The organism is Spirosoma horti, from assembly GCF_054776595.1.
In genome coordinates this window covers 940,353-957,341 of the sequence record NZ_BAAHBQ010000002.1, presented here as the reverse complement: position 1 = coordinate 957,341, position 16,989 = coordinate 940,353, and the positions used below count along the sequence as shown (strand labels likewise).

Genomic DNA, 16,989 nt, shown 5'->3' with positions numbered 1-16,989 from the left:
TCGAAGTCTGTACCTTTGCGGCAGAATTTAAAGAGTGAAAGAACAAAAGAGTGAATAGATGGAATCGTTACCATCGTGACTCTTTGCTCTTTCGCTCTTTCACTCTTTCGCTTATTACCAAACATGCTTCGGACGCACACCTGCGGAGAACTCCGCCTTACCGACGATAACACGACAGCCACCCTTTGCGGCTGGGTTCAGACAATCCGCGACAAAGGCGGTGTTTTATGGATTGACCTCCGCGACCGCTACGGCATCACCCAACTGTTGCTCGAAGACGGGCAAACCGCGCCTGAATTATTCACCACGGCCCGTTCGCTCGGCCGCGAATTTGTCGTGAAAGCGACCGGGACGGTTATCGAACGCAAATCGAAGAACCCCAATATTCCAACGGGTGATATTGAATTGAAAGTAACGTCGCTGGAGGTACTGAATCCCGCCAAGCTACCGCCTTTCCTGATTGAAGATGAAACCGACGGGGGCGATGACCTCCGGATGAAATACCGATACCTGGATTTACGCCGGAATCCCGTTCGCCGGAGCCTGGAATTGCGCCACCGCATGGCCCAGCAAACCCGGGTATACATGGATGGGCAGAACTTCATTGAGGTTGAAACGCCGGTCCTGATCAAATCGACGCCGGAAGGGGCACGGGATTTTGTGGTGCCCAGCCGGATGAATCCGGGCGAGTTTTATGCCCTTCCCCAGTCGCCCCAAACGTTTAAGCAACTGCTGATGGTATCGGGTTTTGACCGGTATTACCAGATTGTCAAGTGCTTTCGTGACGAAGATCTCCGTGCCGACCGTCAGCCGGAGTTTACCCAGATCGACTGCGAAATGTCGTTTGTGGAGCAGGAAGATATCCTGAATATGTTTGAAGGGCTGGTCCGGCACCTGTTCAAAGCCGTTAAAGGCATTGATATGGCCACTGTGCCCCGCATGACCTATGCCGATGCCATGAAGTTTTATGGTTCCGACAAACCCGATACTCGGTTTGGGATGGAGTTTGTGGAGCTCAAAGGCACCTTCGATACGGTCGATATGACATCGGGAAAAGGATTTGGCGTGTTCGATTCGGCCGAATTAGTCGTCGGCATCAACGTACCCGGCTGCGCTCACTATACCCGTAAACAACTCGACGAACTGACCGACTGGATCAAACGGCCGCAAATTGGGGCCAAAGGCCTGATTTATGTTCGTTACAATGAAGATGGAACATTAAAGTCATCCGTCGACAAATTTTATTCCGAAGCGGATCTGAAAGGCTGGGCCGCTCACTTTGGCGCCAAACCCGGCGACTTGATGCTGATCATTTCGGGCGATTGTGCAAAAGCCCGTAAACAACTGAGTGAATTGCGTCTGGAAATGGGAAGCCGTCTGGGCCTCCGTGATCCCAACGTATTCAGCACGTTATGGGTGCTTGATTTCCCCTTGCTGGAATACGGCGAAGAAGAGCAGCGCTGGTTTGCCATGCACCACCCGTTTACCTCGCCCAAACCCGAAGACATTCCCTTGCTGGATACTGATCTGGGCGCTGTTCGGGCCAATGCCTATGACCTGGTCATCAACGGAACGGAAGTAGGCGGTGGTTCGATCCGGATCTTCAACCGCGACTTGCAGGCGCGCATGTTCAGCATTTTGGGCTTCTCCGACGAAGAAGCGAAAGCCCAGTTTGGGTTCCTGATGGATGCCTTCGAGTTTGGTGCACCACCCCACGGCGGAATTGCTTTCGGTTTCGACCGTTTGTGTTCGCTCTTCGGCGGTGCCGACTCGATTCGCGATTTCATTGCTTTCCCAAAAAACAACTCGGGTCGCGATGTTATGATCGATTCGCCCTCGCCCATCTCGCAGGCCCAACTAAACGAACTAAAAATCGCAACCGTAGCGAAATAAAGAGTCGAGTGTAAACAGGGTTAACCTTGTTTACTTCTTACTATACATTCAGGGATCGCTGATTGCAACACGCCATTACTCACGGGTTCCTTTATCTAGCCATGGGTCGCGGGTCTGTTGCTGGAAGTGCTTCAGTTTGGCCTGTAGTCGAATCAATACAGGCTGATAGCGAGGATTTGTCGCCAGATTCTTCACCTCATCAGGGTCTGTCTGAAGATCGTATAATTCAATCGGTGGCCGTTGTAAATAAGCGGCCACCGTTCGTTTTCCGAATAGTTTCTGCTTCGTCCGCAGGATGTCCTGCCACGTAAAGGAGTTGTATAAATCGAGCGCCATCGGGTATGGAAGCTGATGCGCCAAATTAACAATCAGCTTATAGCGACGTTCGCGGACTACCCGCATGGGGTAATACATCGTTATTTCGTGCAGGGAATGAGACGCATAGACCTCATCCCAGCCCGAAACGTTCTCCTGCTCGACAATTTCCTTGAACGACCGCCCCTGTTTTCCCAGCCCACCGGTCCAGGCACCGGCAAAGTCGAGAAGCGTAGGCGTTATGTCGACCCAGGAAATCAGGGCATTCTGTATAAATCCGCGCTTCTTCGGCTTGGGCAGTTTTATAATGCACGGTAACCGCATACCCGGTTCGTATAAGGTTGTTTTTGCGCCCGGAAACGGCGCGCCATTGTCGGACAGGTAAACGATCAGTGTGTTGTCATACTGGCCCGTGTCTTTCAGGTAGTCGATCAGGCGACCGACGCCCGCATCAAGGCGGCTGATCGACTCATAATACTGCGCCAGTTCGGCCCGGCACGCTTTTGTATCGGGCAGATAGGGAGGCACCCGAACCTCGCGCGGCTGGTAAAAATGATCGCCGACCTGCGGGTATCCACCAGGGCGATTCCCAAACAGATTCGGTTTCGACCCATCAAAAATAGGAGAGCCATCAGCCGCTACCGTATTGCTCCGATGCGGATCATCGGTGGCAAAATAAAGAAAAAATGGCCGATCTGGTTTGTCCACCTGTGTGGAGTTGGTATCCAGAAAGGAGTAACAAAGCCGGGCCATTTCTACCGGACTGCGCCCAATAGACGCCGGGTCGTTAACTCCACCACCCTTCAGTATCTGCTGAAAATGATAAACCCGCTCGGGGGCCACGTGTAACTTCCCGATTCGGGCGGTACGATAGCCTGCCTGTTCGAGCAAAACGGGCAACGAACGGACGGTATCAAATGAACTGAAATGATGCTCCTGATGCTCCAGCCCATACATCCCGTTGGCATGATTATGGACACCCGTCAGCAGGACAGATCGACTGGGGCTGCAACTGGCCGTTGTACAGAACGCATTGGCGAAGCGAACACCATCGGCTGCCAGTTGGTCGATATGGGGCGTTCGAACCGTTGGCCGGTTACCAACCAGATCTCCATAACAACCAAGCGCTTCACGGCCATGATCGTCGGATACGATCAAGACAATATTCGGACGCGGGTCAGCTTGTAGGCGTATAGCTCCAGCAGAATTTTTACTGAGTTTATCCTTTAGAGGGCCTCCGGATAAGGCCCAAACAGAGTGCAGATTAAAAAAGAGGCCATAGACACTAATAAGTATATATTTATATACAAAAAACCTACAAGTATATTTTATATTAAAATTCATATACAATACTGATTATTAACTAGTTGCGAAATAGCATTCGACATTTCGATTTACTACTTGTTACCACATAAGCTTTACAAAAAACTATTTCAAGAAATTTAATCCTAATAGTAACAATATAGGGCACAATAATTGCATATAGCGGTATTGCTTTATTCAACTATTAATATCAATATTCATGACCGTATTTCTCCGATGGGTGGCGGTATGGGGGCTGTTGTGCCATTTTTTTTCGGTGCCTTTGTTTGCTCAACTCAGCATTACAAGTCCTGTTCCCCGAATGGTATTCCAGCGCAATTTAGCGAATGAAGCCATAGTAACAGTAACGGGCATGGCTTCACCAACGGCAACAACGGTCGAAGCCCGTTTCGTCCCCTTAGCCTCTGGTCAGGGCTCCGTTACGGCCTGGACTCCCCTGAACTTCCTGACAGGTTCGAAAGCTTTTCGTGGAAAAGTGACCGTTTCGGCGGGCTGGTATCGGCTGGACGTCCGTTCCAAAGCCGGCACGACGATTCTTTCTCAGACCAAGGTCAACCGGGTGGGCGTTGGCGAAGTATTTGTCATTGCAGGTCAATCAAACGCATTTGGTGGCATTGAGCGGGGGCTGGTCGCTGCCGAAGATCGGGTTATGTGTGTTGATTTCAGACAGGATAGCCTGAGCGAACAACTCTTGCCACTTCAATTCAGCCATATTAATTATGGCTCCAACATGGGCCCGAGTCAGCCGCCCCACATGTATGGCCTGCTGGGTGATAAACTTGTGCAACGGCTCAACGTTCCGGTCTTGTTCATAGGCGCTGCTCTTGGCGGCACCAGTAGTACAGAATGGAGACAGTCGGCTGCGGGAAACATCGGCACAACGCCAAACCCGGCTGTTTATCGCCGATTAGGTGCTGTTTTGCTCCACTACATTGCCCGAACGGGAGCACGCGCCGTTCTATGGCATCAGGGTGAGAGTGATATTAACTCGTCTACCCAAACGTATTTCGACAACATTAAATACGTAATCGAGAAAAGTCGGCAGCAGGTTGGTTCGAAGCCGCTGGCCTGGGTTATTTCACGGGCAAGTTATATACTGGGGCAAACAAATCCGCAGGTGATCAACGCCCAGAATCAGCTGATCAATAATGTTGCCAATGTATTTGCGGGACCCGCTACCGACAATATCATTGGGACGGATAATCGTCCCGACAATATTCACTTTCAGGGGAATGGCCGCATCCGATTCACCGAAGCCTGGGATGCCAGCCTGACCGCTTCTTTCTTTCAGAATTCGGTACCTTTCATGCCAACGGATTCGGCCGCGCAGATAACCAGCGGCTACACATTACCCCTTACCCGCCGACCGGGTGAAATCATAGCGGCTGCCTCTCTACGCAGTGATCCGCACGAGTCGGACAATAAGTACATTGCCCAAATCGTCAGAGTCAGCGACGGGGCGACGGTTTTTGAATCGGACCCAAGCACCGATAACCCCATTATGGTGACCTTACCCTTCACCCTACCGAATGGGCAGTACCGGCTACGAACCCGCTCAACCCGTCCGGTTGTTCTGGGTACGCTAGGCGAACCGTTCAACGTACAGCAGGATGCAAGCCCCAGTATTGCCTTCCCTGTATACCGGCAACCGATTGTTGTTGGTACGGCCGATTCCATCATCCGTCGTTTTGGTTACCGGTATGAGAAAGGGGCCACCACGTTTTGGGGGCTGATTCAGGCAACAGCGCCTGTAGAAGTTAAACTGGAGAGTCTTGGCAGTAATGCCACTATTAATTCCAACTGGCTTGTTGTTCCACCCAGTTCGCAGGCACCGGACTTCGATGCGTTCAGTGATTTCAACTACATCCAGAATTATCCAGCTCCGCAGGCTGGTGTATCGGGTGTAGTTCCGGGGAGATACCGGTTTTCCGTTCGTCGGCAGGGAGACACGGGTCAGGGCATATCGTTCGAAATGGAACTACTCGACGGCCGCCAGATCCTCTATTATACCATGGAGCCCATTGGCGCCATTCCACCCGTTCTAACCATTGCCAGTTCGCTAAACTCATCCTGTCTTAGTGGCTCGTTCAATGTGGCGGTCGATGTAACGGATAGCGTCATGAACAGCGGCAACGTATTCAGTGTCCGGCTATCTGACGCCAGCGGTTCGTTTGCCAACGAAACGACCATTGGCAGTAGTACAACCAGCCCCATTACGGCCACCTTGTCGCCTTCATTACCGGCCGGAACCAACTACCGCATTCGGGTTGTGGGGAGTAACCCCAATGTGGCCAGCGCGCCCAGCCAATCGTTATCCATTTGCCCCGGAGGAGCTGATCTCTCCATGAGTATGAGTGTCAGTAGCCGAACTCCCAAGCCCAGCCAGCCCGTTACCATTACGCTGGTGATCACAAATAGCGGCCCGGCCGATGCCTCGAATGTAAGAGCCCAAAGTTTACTGCCCACGGGAATGGACTTTATCGACGCCACATCGACGGCCACGAGCGCATCAGCCAACACCGTGTCCATCAATGCAGGGACCGTACCGAATGGGGTCAGTAAGCCATTTGTTTTTCGGGTTAAACCCAGCCAGCAGGGGACCTTTGCCACAGCGGCCCAAATAACGGCCAGTGCCCAGCGAGACCCCGACAGCCAGCCCAATTCCGGAACTGGTGACGGGCAGGATGACGTAGCCACTGTCGATTTGCGCACACCCGGTGCCAGTGGTCCTGTCGTCGCATCGGCTAACCCTAACCAGGCTCCTCTGCCTCCTACTCGCCCCAATCAACCGCCTACGGATGCAAATAAGGCCGATTTGAGTTTAGCCATTGCCGCAAGCAACTTAGTTGTCAGTACAAATCAGGTGATTAGCCTGAGCCTGGTCGTTAGTAATCTCGGGGGAGCGAACGCCACCAATGTAAACGTACAAACACTACTCCCAACAGGCTGGCAATTGACTGTAACGACAGGTTTAACGATTAACGGACAAACTGTGACAGGCTCGGTAGGCACCATTCCAGCGGGTAGTTCTACCACCATGATCCTGTATGCACGTGTGCCAAGTCTGGGAACTGTACGTTCTCAGGTGTTCAGCGCTTCCCCCACCGACCCCGACTCGACACCGGGGAATGGGTATACCAAAGGCGAAGACGATGAAGCTGCGCTGAGTGTGCGGATGAGGTGAACATTTAATCAAAGGCACAATTATTGCTTGAAAACGAGTTACACCCGATACACTATCAGCCATTCTTAGTATCTCCACTGTAACTCGTCTTCATGTCAATTTTTACTTATTGTCGGCCGATAGCGGCCATGCTGTTTTTATTGCAAACTACGCTGGCTTTTCCCCAAATTTCACCAATCTCTGCCAGGCAGGATACGATCGGCCGGATAGCCGAAGAAGAACAAAAACGACTTATTGATCCGGCCATAAATCGAGTGCCTTATGAGCGGTTGCAGGAAGCCCGACAGCAACTCGCGAATAAATCGTCAGGTAAGGGGGCCAGAGCAGGTATACCCAACATTACCTGGCAGGAACGAGGCCCTTCTAATTCTGGCGGACGTACCCGTACCTTATTATTCGATCCTAATGATCCCACGCATACGAAAGTATGGGCGGGCAGTGTAGTCGGTGGACTCTGGTATACTACTGACATTACCGACGCCAACGCTACCTGGACACCCGTTAGCGATAGCTGGGAAAGCACCATTGTAACAGCTATTGCCGCCGACCCATCCAATTCACAGGTAATGTACGCCGGTACTGGCGACATGTACAATAGCCGACCTGGTGGGGGCATCTGGAAGACGACCAATGGAGGAACGAACTGGACACGGCTTACCAGCACTATTCCGGGCGGTTTATACCCTTCAGTCAATGTGGCCTTCTCTTATATACAGCGGATAGTCGTTAATAGCTCAGGCCATCTTTTTGTTGCGTCAAAGTACGGAGTTGTCAAATCAACGGATGGTGGTAATAGCTGGAGCTATGCACTGGATCCGGCACAGAGTATAGGCACAACTGGCGTCGCGATGAACCCCATAGCTGAGCAGGTAACGGATCTGGAAATTGGTTCTGATGGGGTCATGTATGCCGCTTTTTATGGCAATAGATTATATAAATCAGACGACGGTATAACCTGGGTAACTATTACTCCGGCAGGTGCTCCACTTGTGGGACGAACGGAATTAGCGCTGGCTCCTTCTACCAGCGGAGCCGGACAAGTGCTCTATTGTGTAGCAGTGGCGTATAGTGCCTCTGATTATGGACAAGATATTAACTGGTTCAAGAAAAGCACTGACGGCGGCACTACCTGGACGGATATACGGGTGCCAACCTTTACGGGGGGCAATCATTTCACGAATGGTAATGGGTACTATGCATTGAGTCTGGTGGTTCACCCAACGGATCCTACTACTGTGTATGCTGGGGGGTATAATTGGTTTCGCTCGATCGACAGTGGCAATACATGGAGTAGACCACTCATTAATGATTATTCGTATCAGCATTACCTGCTGTTTCAGCCGGGCAACACGCAGTCAGCGGCTTTCTGCAACGATCAGGGTGTTTTCTGGTCGGCCAACTGGAGCGACGTAACTGCTGCTCAACCGACTGTTCTAAATAAAAATAACGGTTACCGCGTCAGTGAGATAAATTCTGTTTCGTTAAGGGCTGCTGGTGGTGGTTCATACATACTGGCTACGAGCCGGAATGGTACGTTTAAATTAACAACAGCAGGCTTATCAACAGGAGACATATTTTTTACATATAACTACCCTATGGGGCTTAGCTTTATTGACGAAGAAACGCCCTTGTCTCAGTTATTTCTTACTGCAGGCACTATTTATTATTACGACGGAGCTTCTACACAATACCTCGCCAGCATAAATGGTAATGGTGGATCAGCGGACTACGACAGCCAGTCAAACACGCTCTATGCCGCAGACTATAACTCGTCAACTGGTCAATATTTTCTTCGTAAATTAACGGGTATCGGTTCATCAACTACCGCTACACAATTACCTCTATCGGGCCTAACGAATTCGTTATCTTATCTTAAACTAAGTAAAGACCGAACAGCTCTGTTTGCGGGTACTTATTCGGGCAAACTTTACAAAATCACTAATGTTAATCAGCTTACGCCTACTGTCACAGCCATCGACAATGGCGCTCTTCCTCCAAACACAACCATATCCTGTATTGATGTGGGCGCGACCGATAATGAACTCTTGGTAACGCTGTCAAACTACGGTGTTCAATCGGTCTGGTATACAAACGATGGGGGCAACACCTGGATGGGTAAAGACCAGTCCAATTATGGGTTGCCTGATGTGCCCGTACGCACGGCCCTATTCAACCCCCAAAGCCGCAAACAAGTCTTGCTGGGCACTGATCTAGGCATCTGGTCTACGGATGACATCATAGCGCCAAACCCTGGCTGGACACTTACCAGTACAGGCTTGGGAACTACACAGGTAAACCAACTGCGCTACCGGGCATCGGATGGTCGCATGACGGCCGCCACCAATGGACGAGGTATCTTCACGTCGGATGCGTTTGCGATACCTTATACCCCGTCAACTATTACACTGACCAGTGTCTCTAACGCGACTCTTTGTGCGGGGAGCTCCTTTAACGTATCGTTTACAACTACGGGACCAGCTTTCGCAACTGGATCAACCGTTGAGGTTTGGTTATCGGATGCCAACGGAAGTTTCACTAATCAGAAGAAAATTGGTAGTGGTGTAACCAGCCCCGTCTTGGCAACGCTACCAAGTGGTTTTAGTGCAGTACCTTATGGGACCAACTATCGTGTGAAGCTTATCGCTCCGAACGCCGACGCAGAGAGCGGGGTAAGTAGCGCACTAGCAATTGGTAATTTATCCGGAAGCTTTGGTATCAGCGACCGTCGATCCGATGCTGGCGTTAACTATCAAGATGGGTCTATCTGTGCGGGTGGTAGTGTCACGCTCAGGCGAATCAATACGACTGGCAATCCATTACTTACTTCTATAGATTCGAGTCAATGGCTGCTCAATGGTGCGCCCATCGCCGGGGCAACCTCCAGCACATATTCGGCACAGACGGCTGGGGTTTATAGCGTTATTATCAAACAGGCAGGCTGTAGCCTACAATCAAATACATATCAGCTAAATATTGTCTCATCAATCTTTGCGAATGACATCGTCTCGCCTGCGGGCACGTCTCCGCAGTGTGATGACACCCCATTGAAAATTCAGGCTGATTACGCTGGTGAAACGGGAAGTTATCAGTGGATACGCGACGGTAGTATTGTAGCAGGCGTGTCGAGTTACTCGCTTGCTATCAATCAGACCGGAACCTACGCTGTTCGTATCACAGATGGTGCCTGTGCCTCAGTTATATCACCGAACTCATACTTTCAATTTGGTCGATCCCTGGCCGTACGTATTGCCCCGAGTAGTGCTGGCGATACACTACTGTGCGCTTCTAGCTCTGGCCGGAGTGTGTACTTATTTAGTCAGGGGAATAACCCTACCGGCTTATACACCTATCAGTGGTATAAAAGTGGATTAGCTATTTCAGGAGCGACCAGTTCAGGCTATTCTACGAATGGACCTGGCGTCTACACGTTAGCTATCAGGCAGGGAAGTTGCAGTACATTTAGTAATCCAATCGTAATTCGCCCAGCAAATCAGCTTATTCCTGTAATTCAGACGAACTCTACAGACAAGAACACTTCTGTGTGCATCGGTGAAAGCGTCATCCTAAGTGCACAGCCTTATAACATAAAGTACCAATGGCAGAAAGACGGTGTCGATATTCCCGGTCAAACCAGTTCTTCTTATGCTGCTACACAGACCGGCTCTTACACAGTCCGCGTTTTTAGTGATAGTTGTTCCGCAACATCAGCCCCAGTCTCTTACACATTCTCGAATACAGTCACGCCCAAAATAACCTATCAAACAGGTGCAGAAACCTGTTCATCCGCATATTTATATTCAAACCAAAGCGGAGCTTACCCACAGACTAGTTATCAATACCAGTGGTTTAAGGATGGAACAGCCATACAAGGAGCCGCGAACTCCGGCTACAATGTAACGCAGACAGGTACTTATACAATCCGGGTTACGAGCGGTTCCTGTCAAGGCGTATCAAAGGGAGTGTATGTAGCGATCGGGAAACTGTCTAAACCGATTATTCAAGTAACCGGAAACACCCGGACCGCTTGTCTTAATAGCAGCGTGCTTCTGGAAGCTCCTTTTTATACGGGTTCTTCTCTGACATGGAAACGAAACGGCATTCCTATCGCTATCAATGCTCAGAATTCATTTTACGCTACTCAATCCGGATTTTATACCGTTACCTATTCATCCTTCGGAGGCTGCACCGTCGAATCAGATCCGATAGAGGTTAAAATTGGGGAGCCAACAAGCGCGTTGCTCGCGGGCAATGCGCTAATCAGTAGTGGGACTACTGCTAACTTACCGGTTACATTCACCGGACTAGCCCCCTGGTCGTTCACCCTTACCAATGGCCAATCAGTAACAGCAATTTACCAGAATCCTTATTTATTAACGGTGTCTCCAACCAGCACGACAACGTATCAACTTGCCTCGGTGATCAACGCCTGTGGCACGGGAACAACGTCTGGCCAGGCCAGCGTGTCGGTTGGAACGGGTAGTGCGGATGTTTCTCTCCAGATGGTCGTTAGCACCCGTAGCCCTAATGTGGGTAATGTTGTCAGCTATACGATGACAGCCGTCAATACCGGACCCAATGATGCCCTTGGTGTAAAGCTCGCCAGTGTACTGCCTACGGGGCTTTCCTTTGTAAGCTCCAGCAGCCCAAGCATCAGTAATACCAATGGCGTGGTCAGTGCGAGTCTTGGTAACGTTTCTGCCAATAATCAGGTTAGTGTCACGTTCCTGGCTAGTCCTACTCTACCCGGCACCTTTGCGGCATCGGCCCAGATTACGGGTAGTCAAACGCCTGATCCCGACAGCCAGCCTAATTCCGGCACGGGTGATGGACAAGATGACGAAGCCACCGCTGATCTCCGCACAACAGTTAACGGTTCATTGGCAACTTCAGCCAACCCTGCCCAGGTTCCTCTACCTGCGGTATTGTCCAGCCAACCAGTCACTGACCCTAACACGGCCGATCTAAGTCTTGACATGAAAGTCGATAAGCTTAGCCCAGGAGCAAATGAGACAGTGAGCACAAGTCTGACTGTCAGTAACCGGGGCGGTTCATCAGCTTCTTCAATCGTTGTCCAGGTAGTGCTGCCTAACGGCGTAGCCCTTCAGGCGAGCCAATCGGGCTGGATACAGGTTGATAATCAAACCTATAAAAAATACATAAACCAGCTAGCGTCGAGCCAGTCTTCAACTATTGTACTGCAATGGCAACCCACGGGTAGTGGCCGTCTAAAAGCCCAGATTCTTGACGTCGCCGAGGCCGACCCCGACTCGACGCCGGGCAATGGCTATACCAAAGGAGAAGACGATGAAGCTGCGCTGAGTGTGCGGATGAGGTGACTACGTTTAGACTAAAAAAGGCCCCGCTCGGAGCGGGGCCTTTTTTAGTTACTTCTTAATGATTTCTTCCAGAAACGCCCGGAACGGATCCGCAAATTCGGGTCGCTTCAGGGCGAACTCGACGGTTGTTTTCAGGAAATCCAATTTATTGCCAATGTCGTGGCGTTTGCCTTCGATGCGGTGTGCATACAGGTTCTCGCGTTTTAGCAGCAGCAGCAACGCGTCGGTCAGTTGAATCTCATTGTTTTTACCAACCGGCGTTTGTTCCAGCATGGCAAAAATTTCGGGCGTCAGAATATAGCGTCCGGCAATAGCCAGGTTCGATGGGGCTTCGCTGATGGATGGTTTTTCGACCAGGGTATCCAACTCAAATATCCGATCGCTCAACGACTTCCCGCCCACAATTCCATAGCGGTTTACTTTGTCGTGAGGCACCTCTTCAACAGCAATGACCGAACCGCCAAACTGAGCGTAGGTATCAATAAGCTGTTGCGTGACCGGAATAACCGAATCCATGATGGTATCGCCCAGTAGTACGGCAAACGGCTCATTACCAACATGGTGCCGAGCATACCGAATGGCATCGCCAAGCCCGTTGAGTTCACGCTGGCGAACGTAATGCAGATTCGCCATGTCCGACAAACGACGCATCTCGTCCAGGAGTAACTGATCTTCTTTTTCTTCGAGCCGGGTTTCGAGTTCGTAGTTACGATCAAAATGGTCTTCGATCGCCCGCTTCCCTTTTCCCGTAATAATCAGAATATCTTCGATACCCGAGTCAACGGCTTCCTGCACCACGTACTGGATGGTCGGGCGGTCAATAATGGGCAACATTTCTTTGGGCTGCGCCTTCGTGGCGGGCAGAAACCGGGTTCCAAGACCGGCAGCGGGGATAACGGCTTTCTTTATCATTTTTATGTTTTTGTAGAGACGCATACTTGCGTCTTTGTAGCCGGATGGCTTTCCACCCAGATGTTGCTGACGTGCATGGAGACGCAAGTATGCGTCTCTACAGTCGTTAAACTACGTAGGGTTTGATAACGCGGGCATTGATTTTCTTTAATTCAACAAAAAGCCGGTTCAGCATAGCATCATCGCGGTAGAGACCGATAATAGAGCCCCCCGAGCCCGTGAACGAAGCCGATGCTCCGCAGACACGGGCGGTTTCGATCAAACTTCGGTTGCGATCGGTGATGTTGTAAATCTGCGCCCGCAGATCGAAATTACGATTCACCAGTTCATTGAGCGCTTTACCATCCTGCCGAAGCATAGCCTCCCGGCCTTCACGGGCCACATCGGCAATGGCACTCATGGTGTCAACCACAGCGGGTTCCCCTTTGAGCCATCGCGCCCGAACATCATTGTGCACCCGTCCCGACTGCTTACCCAGATCTGTATTATAAGCGATGTACAGTTTAGGCAGCAAGCGCGAGTCGAGTGGTTCGTACTGCCCATAGCCCTGACGCTCCATGGTATGCCGATCGAAATCCATGTAGACGCACCCCTCATAACACTGAATTACGCGGTCCTGCAAACCAGCCGTTATGCCCAGTTCTTCGGCTTCCGTAGCCAGTACCAGATTGGGTAAGATCGGCTGCGGAATCTCGACGCCGTAAAATTGCATGAGTGCCCGAAAAGTGGCGACAATGATGGCACTGGAGCCCGAAAGACCAACCTGCCGGGGAATAGAGGTGTTATACCGAATCGAAAAATTTTGGTTTGGAAGGCGGATGTGTTCGGCTTCGCAGTATTCGGCAAACTTCTTGATGGCCGCTTTCAACAGCGGAACACCGCCATGATAGCCCAGCGTGCTGACCGAGTCGCGCAGGTGGTACAAGCTACGGAATACGTTGGTATCCTGCGGCTGTGGCTCAATGTGCAGTTCGGGAGAGGGATACAGCGTTACCGACGCCCCAAAGTTGCGCACAGAAATGGCAATGGTTTTACCAAAAAATCCATCGGACGGGTTGCCGAGTAGTCCCGCCCGGGCATAGGCACGGGTTTCGATGAGCAAATCAGTAGCGGATCAGGTGTCCGCTGGCTAAATAATTAAACGACAAGTTTACGAAAGAATCGGCAGGATAAAGATGAGCCGTACCGTCTTACGCTAAAAAAAGCGACCGGGTCATGACCCGGTCGCTTTTTTTGATCGTTATCTATCCTGCAAACTTAGTTCTCGTTGTTTGTCGAGACGTCTGTTTTTTCCTTGCCGTCATAGCCTACGTTATGGGGGTCGTAGCCCTCGCCAGGCCGGTCTCCCTCTTCGAGGTATGTTGCATCAGCCCGGTGTAGCAGCGCATCGTCGGAGGGATTCTCCGCCACTTCACCCAGCTTTTTAGCGGCCTCATCACTCATCATACGACCTTTAGGCTGGTCGGAAATGGCATCAGCATTGACGTCCCATTCCTGCGTTCCGCCCAGACTTTCGCCTTTTGGTTCACCCACGCGGCCTGTGCCTTCATTTTCCGCACGGGTATCCTTCGTGATATTCAGATTTTCTGTTTCCATATCCATACCCGATGTAGCATCCTGGTACGAATTATTTCCAACGCCTTCCGACTCGCGACCGTAATCGGAATCGCCATGCTGGTTAGGGTCACGGGAATAAAATTCAGGATCTAGTTTATCCGGGTCGAACGGTGATGTAGTTGCCATAACGTTACGTGTTTTTTCAGACTATAACCCGAAAGGAGAGCGGTTGTTTGGAAAGGACCTGAAGTAACGAAGCCAAAACAACAGCAGGCCGGCTCCCTGAGCACCAGCCTCTTCCTTTTTTGTCTATTCTCTCTGTCCCTTTAGCTCGGCCAGAAGCTGATCGTTGGTTTGTTGCAGTAGAGCCACCCGCTCGGTAAGCTGAAACAGCAGAAACTCCATATTCCGCAACCGCTCTTCAGTTGTGATGGCAGCTGAAGGCGAATTGAGCGCTTTAAACATCAGCCCTTCCCCCCGGAGCAACCAGTCGCCGTTCACTTGTGGGTAGGCCGCCAGAATTTTTTCGAGTGTATCGTACCGAGGTTTCAGTCGGCCGTGTAAAATATGATAAACTTTCTCGCCCCGGTGTTCGCCCAGTTGCCGGGCGAATTCGAGCACACTAATGTCGAGCGAGTCGATGAGTTGCTGAAGGCGGAGATTGATCGTCATAATTTACAGATTTGTATGTAAGAATACACAGAAAAGAAGGCGTTCTAAACAGGCTGGGTTGGGCGAAGTCAAATCAGCCTAAATTATCCCTGAAAAACCAGAAAACAGCCTTCTACAGCCTCAAGAATACTTATAAACCGGGGTTGTTTTTTTACACAAAACTATGTAAATTTAAATCAGTAAACACAAGGTCTTAAAAAGGCAAAAGGGACCTCAAAATGGGCCCCCTGCTTGAACAGTAAACAACAAATACTAATGAACACACAAAACAAAAGCCAAATCGAGACAATTCAAAGCGGTAATGAACTTAAACCGTACCAAAAGATTCACGAGTTGACTGGCGAGGTCGTCAATAAATACAAATATCTGGAGGGCCATCCCCGTCAATATCGGTTCGATGCCAAGGAAGGTGTGTTCAATATCAACGGAAGTGAGAAACTGGGGCGCACCCTCACGTTTCAGCCAATTGCCTGGCGCATTTTCACGGACAACATCCTGAATATGGGCACCAAAAACTGGGCGGAGATTTTCTTTGTCGACGAGAAGAACTGCGTATCGGCGGTGTTATTTCACGGCTACTCGGTCGATAATATATTTCGGTTGATCGAACCCCTTTATTATGACGACCTGACACTGGCCGATGTGGTCATTACAGCCGTTGCCGAGAAGAAAGAGAATAACAAAATTCAGCCAAAAGGGGTGTATTATATTGCCAACTTCACCTATAAGATGGCTGACGTGGAGAAGACGAAAGAGTTGAAACAGTTTGCGCAGGAGGTTAAGGTGTTCCGCCAGGAAACGCTAACAGACATTGCCAACATCAAGACGGCCATGAACTACTACAACCCCTTCATAAACCCGGTAGAAGAGCCAGCGTTGCTGGCAGCCGGGTAGTTTGTGATCGTTTCATTTACCGTTTCTCCTTGCTTATGATTTCTCAACTGTTGACCCCATTGCCCCAACCGCTCCTAATGCCCGGTGATGATTACCGGGCATTACCGCGCGTGTCAAACTCCGATCTGACCCGATTGAAAGAAGAACATTTGGGCTACTGGTCGGTACCCTCGGCGCGGTTCATTCCGGAAAAGACCAAGGCGTTTGGGCGGGCGTTTCACCAGCACCTGCTCGAACCCGAAACGGTCGGTACGGTTCTATCGCAGTTTCTGCCCGACATGATGGACCCGGCCTTAGGGTCAGATGGCCTTGCGCCTGCTCAAACCAAACAACTGCATACGCTAATGCAGACGATTCGGCAGGATGGCTTTTGCCGACGGTATCTGCGGCTGTCGGAGCGAGAGCGCATTGTGCTTTCGACAGAACCAACAACCGGTATCGCCTGCAAGGCGCGACTGGATATGGTCTATACCAGCCCCAAACGCCGAAATGCGATGGTAATCGACCTAAAAACAACGTCGGCCCGCACCCAGGCGCAATTTCTGGAATCGTGCTATACGTATGATTACGACCGGCAGGCCGCTTTTTACCTAGACAGCCTCCGTCATGCCGACGGACGCGAGTGGAGCACCACGAAGCAGTTTCGCTTTGTGTTCATCGGTGTCATGAAACAAAGCCCGTATCGGCTCTTTGCCGTCGATGCAACGTCCATTCCCGGCTTTATCGATTATGGCCGCAAGAAGTACCGCTTCTGGCTCCGCAAATGGCGCGACGAGCAGACCACCGAAACGCTGGCTGCGCCTGCCTGGAGTATGATTGCTTAAAAGAAGTTTGTGGTTTACAGTTGGCAGCCCCCGTAGTCTGTGAGGACTCGGGCCACGGAGGCAGTTGCTTTCGCTGGCT

Annotated in this window: 10 protein-coding genes; 5 read left to right on the top strand and 5 right to left on the bottom strand. The window is 50.8% G+C overall.

Annotated features, from left to right (window positions below):
- Positions 1-123: 123 nt before the first annotated feature.
- Positions 124-1,893, top strand: coding sequence for an aspartate--tRNA ligase (aspS, locus tag ACYVAM_RS07890; protein WP_461065626.1), 1,770 nt, complete (start codon positions 124-126; stop codon positions 1,891-1,893).
- Between the two features lie 75 nt (positions 1,894-1,968).
- Here the strand turns inward: aspS and ACYVAM_RS07885 are convergent, their stop codons facing one another.
- Positions 1,969-3,366 carry a sulfatase family protein gene (locus tag ACYVAM_RS07885; RefSeq protein ID WP_461065624.1) on the bottom strand — a complete coding sequence of 466 codons (1,398 nt, stop codon included), beginning with the start codon at positions 3,364-3,366 and terminating at the stop codon, positions 1,969-1,971.
- 364 nt (positions 3,367-3,730) lie between these two features.
- On the opposite strand from ACYVAM_RS07885, the gene ACYVAM_RS07880 reads away from it, so the two are divergent.
- Positions 3,731-6,715, top strand: a complete 2,985-nt coding sequence (locus ACYVAM_RS07880; protein ID WP_461065622.1) for a sialate O-acetylesterase — start codon at positions 3,731-3,733, stop codon at positions 6,713-6,715.
- 92 nt (positions 6,716-6,807) lie between these two features.
- A complete protein-coding gene (locus ACYVAM_RS07875) occupies positions 6,808-12,051 on the top strand; it encodes a hypothetical protein (RefSeq protein ID WP_461065620.1) in 5,244 nt (1,747 codons plus the stop codon).
- Positions 12,052-12,099: 48 nt separating this feature from the next.
- Here the strand turns inward: ACYVAM_RS07875 and galU are convergent, their stop codons facing one another.
- The 4 genes from galU to ACYVAM_RS07855 all read right to left on the bottom strand — a co-directional run bounded on the left by galU (position 12,100) and on the right by ACYVAM_RS07855 (position 15,192).
- Positions 12,100-12,963 (bottom strand): UTP--glucose-1-phosphate uridylyltransferase GalU, encoded by an 864-nt coding sequence (gene galU, locus ACYVAM_RS07870; RefSeq protein WP_461065618.1) that lies wholly within the window; start codon positions 12,961-12,963, stop codon positions 12,100-12,102.
- Between the two features lie 106 nt (positions 12,964-13,069).
- Positions 13,070-14,065 (bottom strand): mevalonate kinase family protein, encoded by a 996-nt coding sequence (locus ACYVAM_RS07865; protein WP_461065616.1) that lies wholly within the window; start codon positions 14,063-14,065, stop codon positions 13,070-13,072.
- Positions 14,066-14,220: 155 nt separating this feature from the next.
- On the bottom strand, positions 14,221-14,706 hold the full coding sequence (locus tag ACYVAM_RS07860) for a hypothetical protein (RefSeq protein ID WP_461065614.1): 486 nt from the start codon (positions 14,704-14,706) through the stop codon (positions 14,221-14,223).
- A gap of 123 nt (positions 14,707-14,829) precedes the next feature.
- Positions 14,830-15,192 carry an XRE family transcriptional regulator gene (locus ACYVAM_RS07855; protein WP_461065612.1) on the bottom strand — a complete coding sequence of 121 codons (363 nt, stop codon included), beginning with the start codon at positions 15,190-15,192 and terminating at the stop codon, positions 14,830-14,832.
- A gap of 255 nt (positions 15,193-15,447) precedes the next feature.
- Here ACYVAM_RS07855 and ACYVAM_RS07850 point away from each other — a divergent pair, with 255 nt between their 5' ends.
- Both ACYVAM_RS07850 and ACYVAM_RS07845 read left to right on the top strand, forming a co-directional pair.
- Positions 15,448-16,086, top strand: a complete 639-nt coding sequence (locus ACYVAM_RS07850; protein ID WP_461065610.1) for a hypothetical protein — start codon at positions 15,448-15,450, stop codon at positions 16,084-16,086.
- A gap of 35 nt (positions 16,087-16,121) precedes the next feature.
- Complete coding sequence (locus ACYVAM_RS07845; RefSeq protein WP_461065608.1) at positions 16,122-16,910, top strand: PD-(D/E)XK nuclease-like domain-containing protein; 789 nt, start codon at positions 16,122-16,124, stop codon at positions 16,908-16,910.
- Positions 16,911-16,989: the final 79 nt, after the last annotated feature.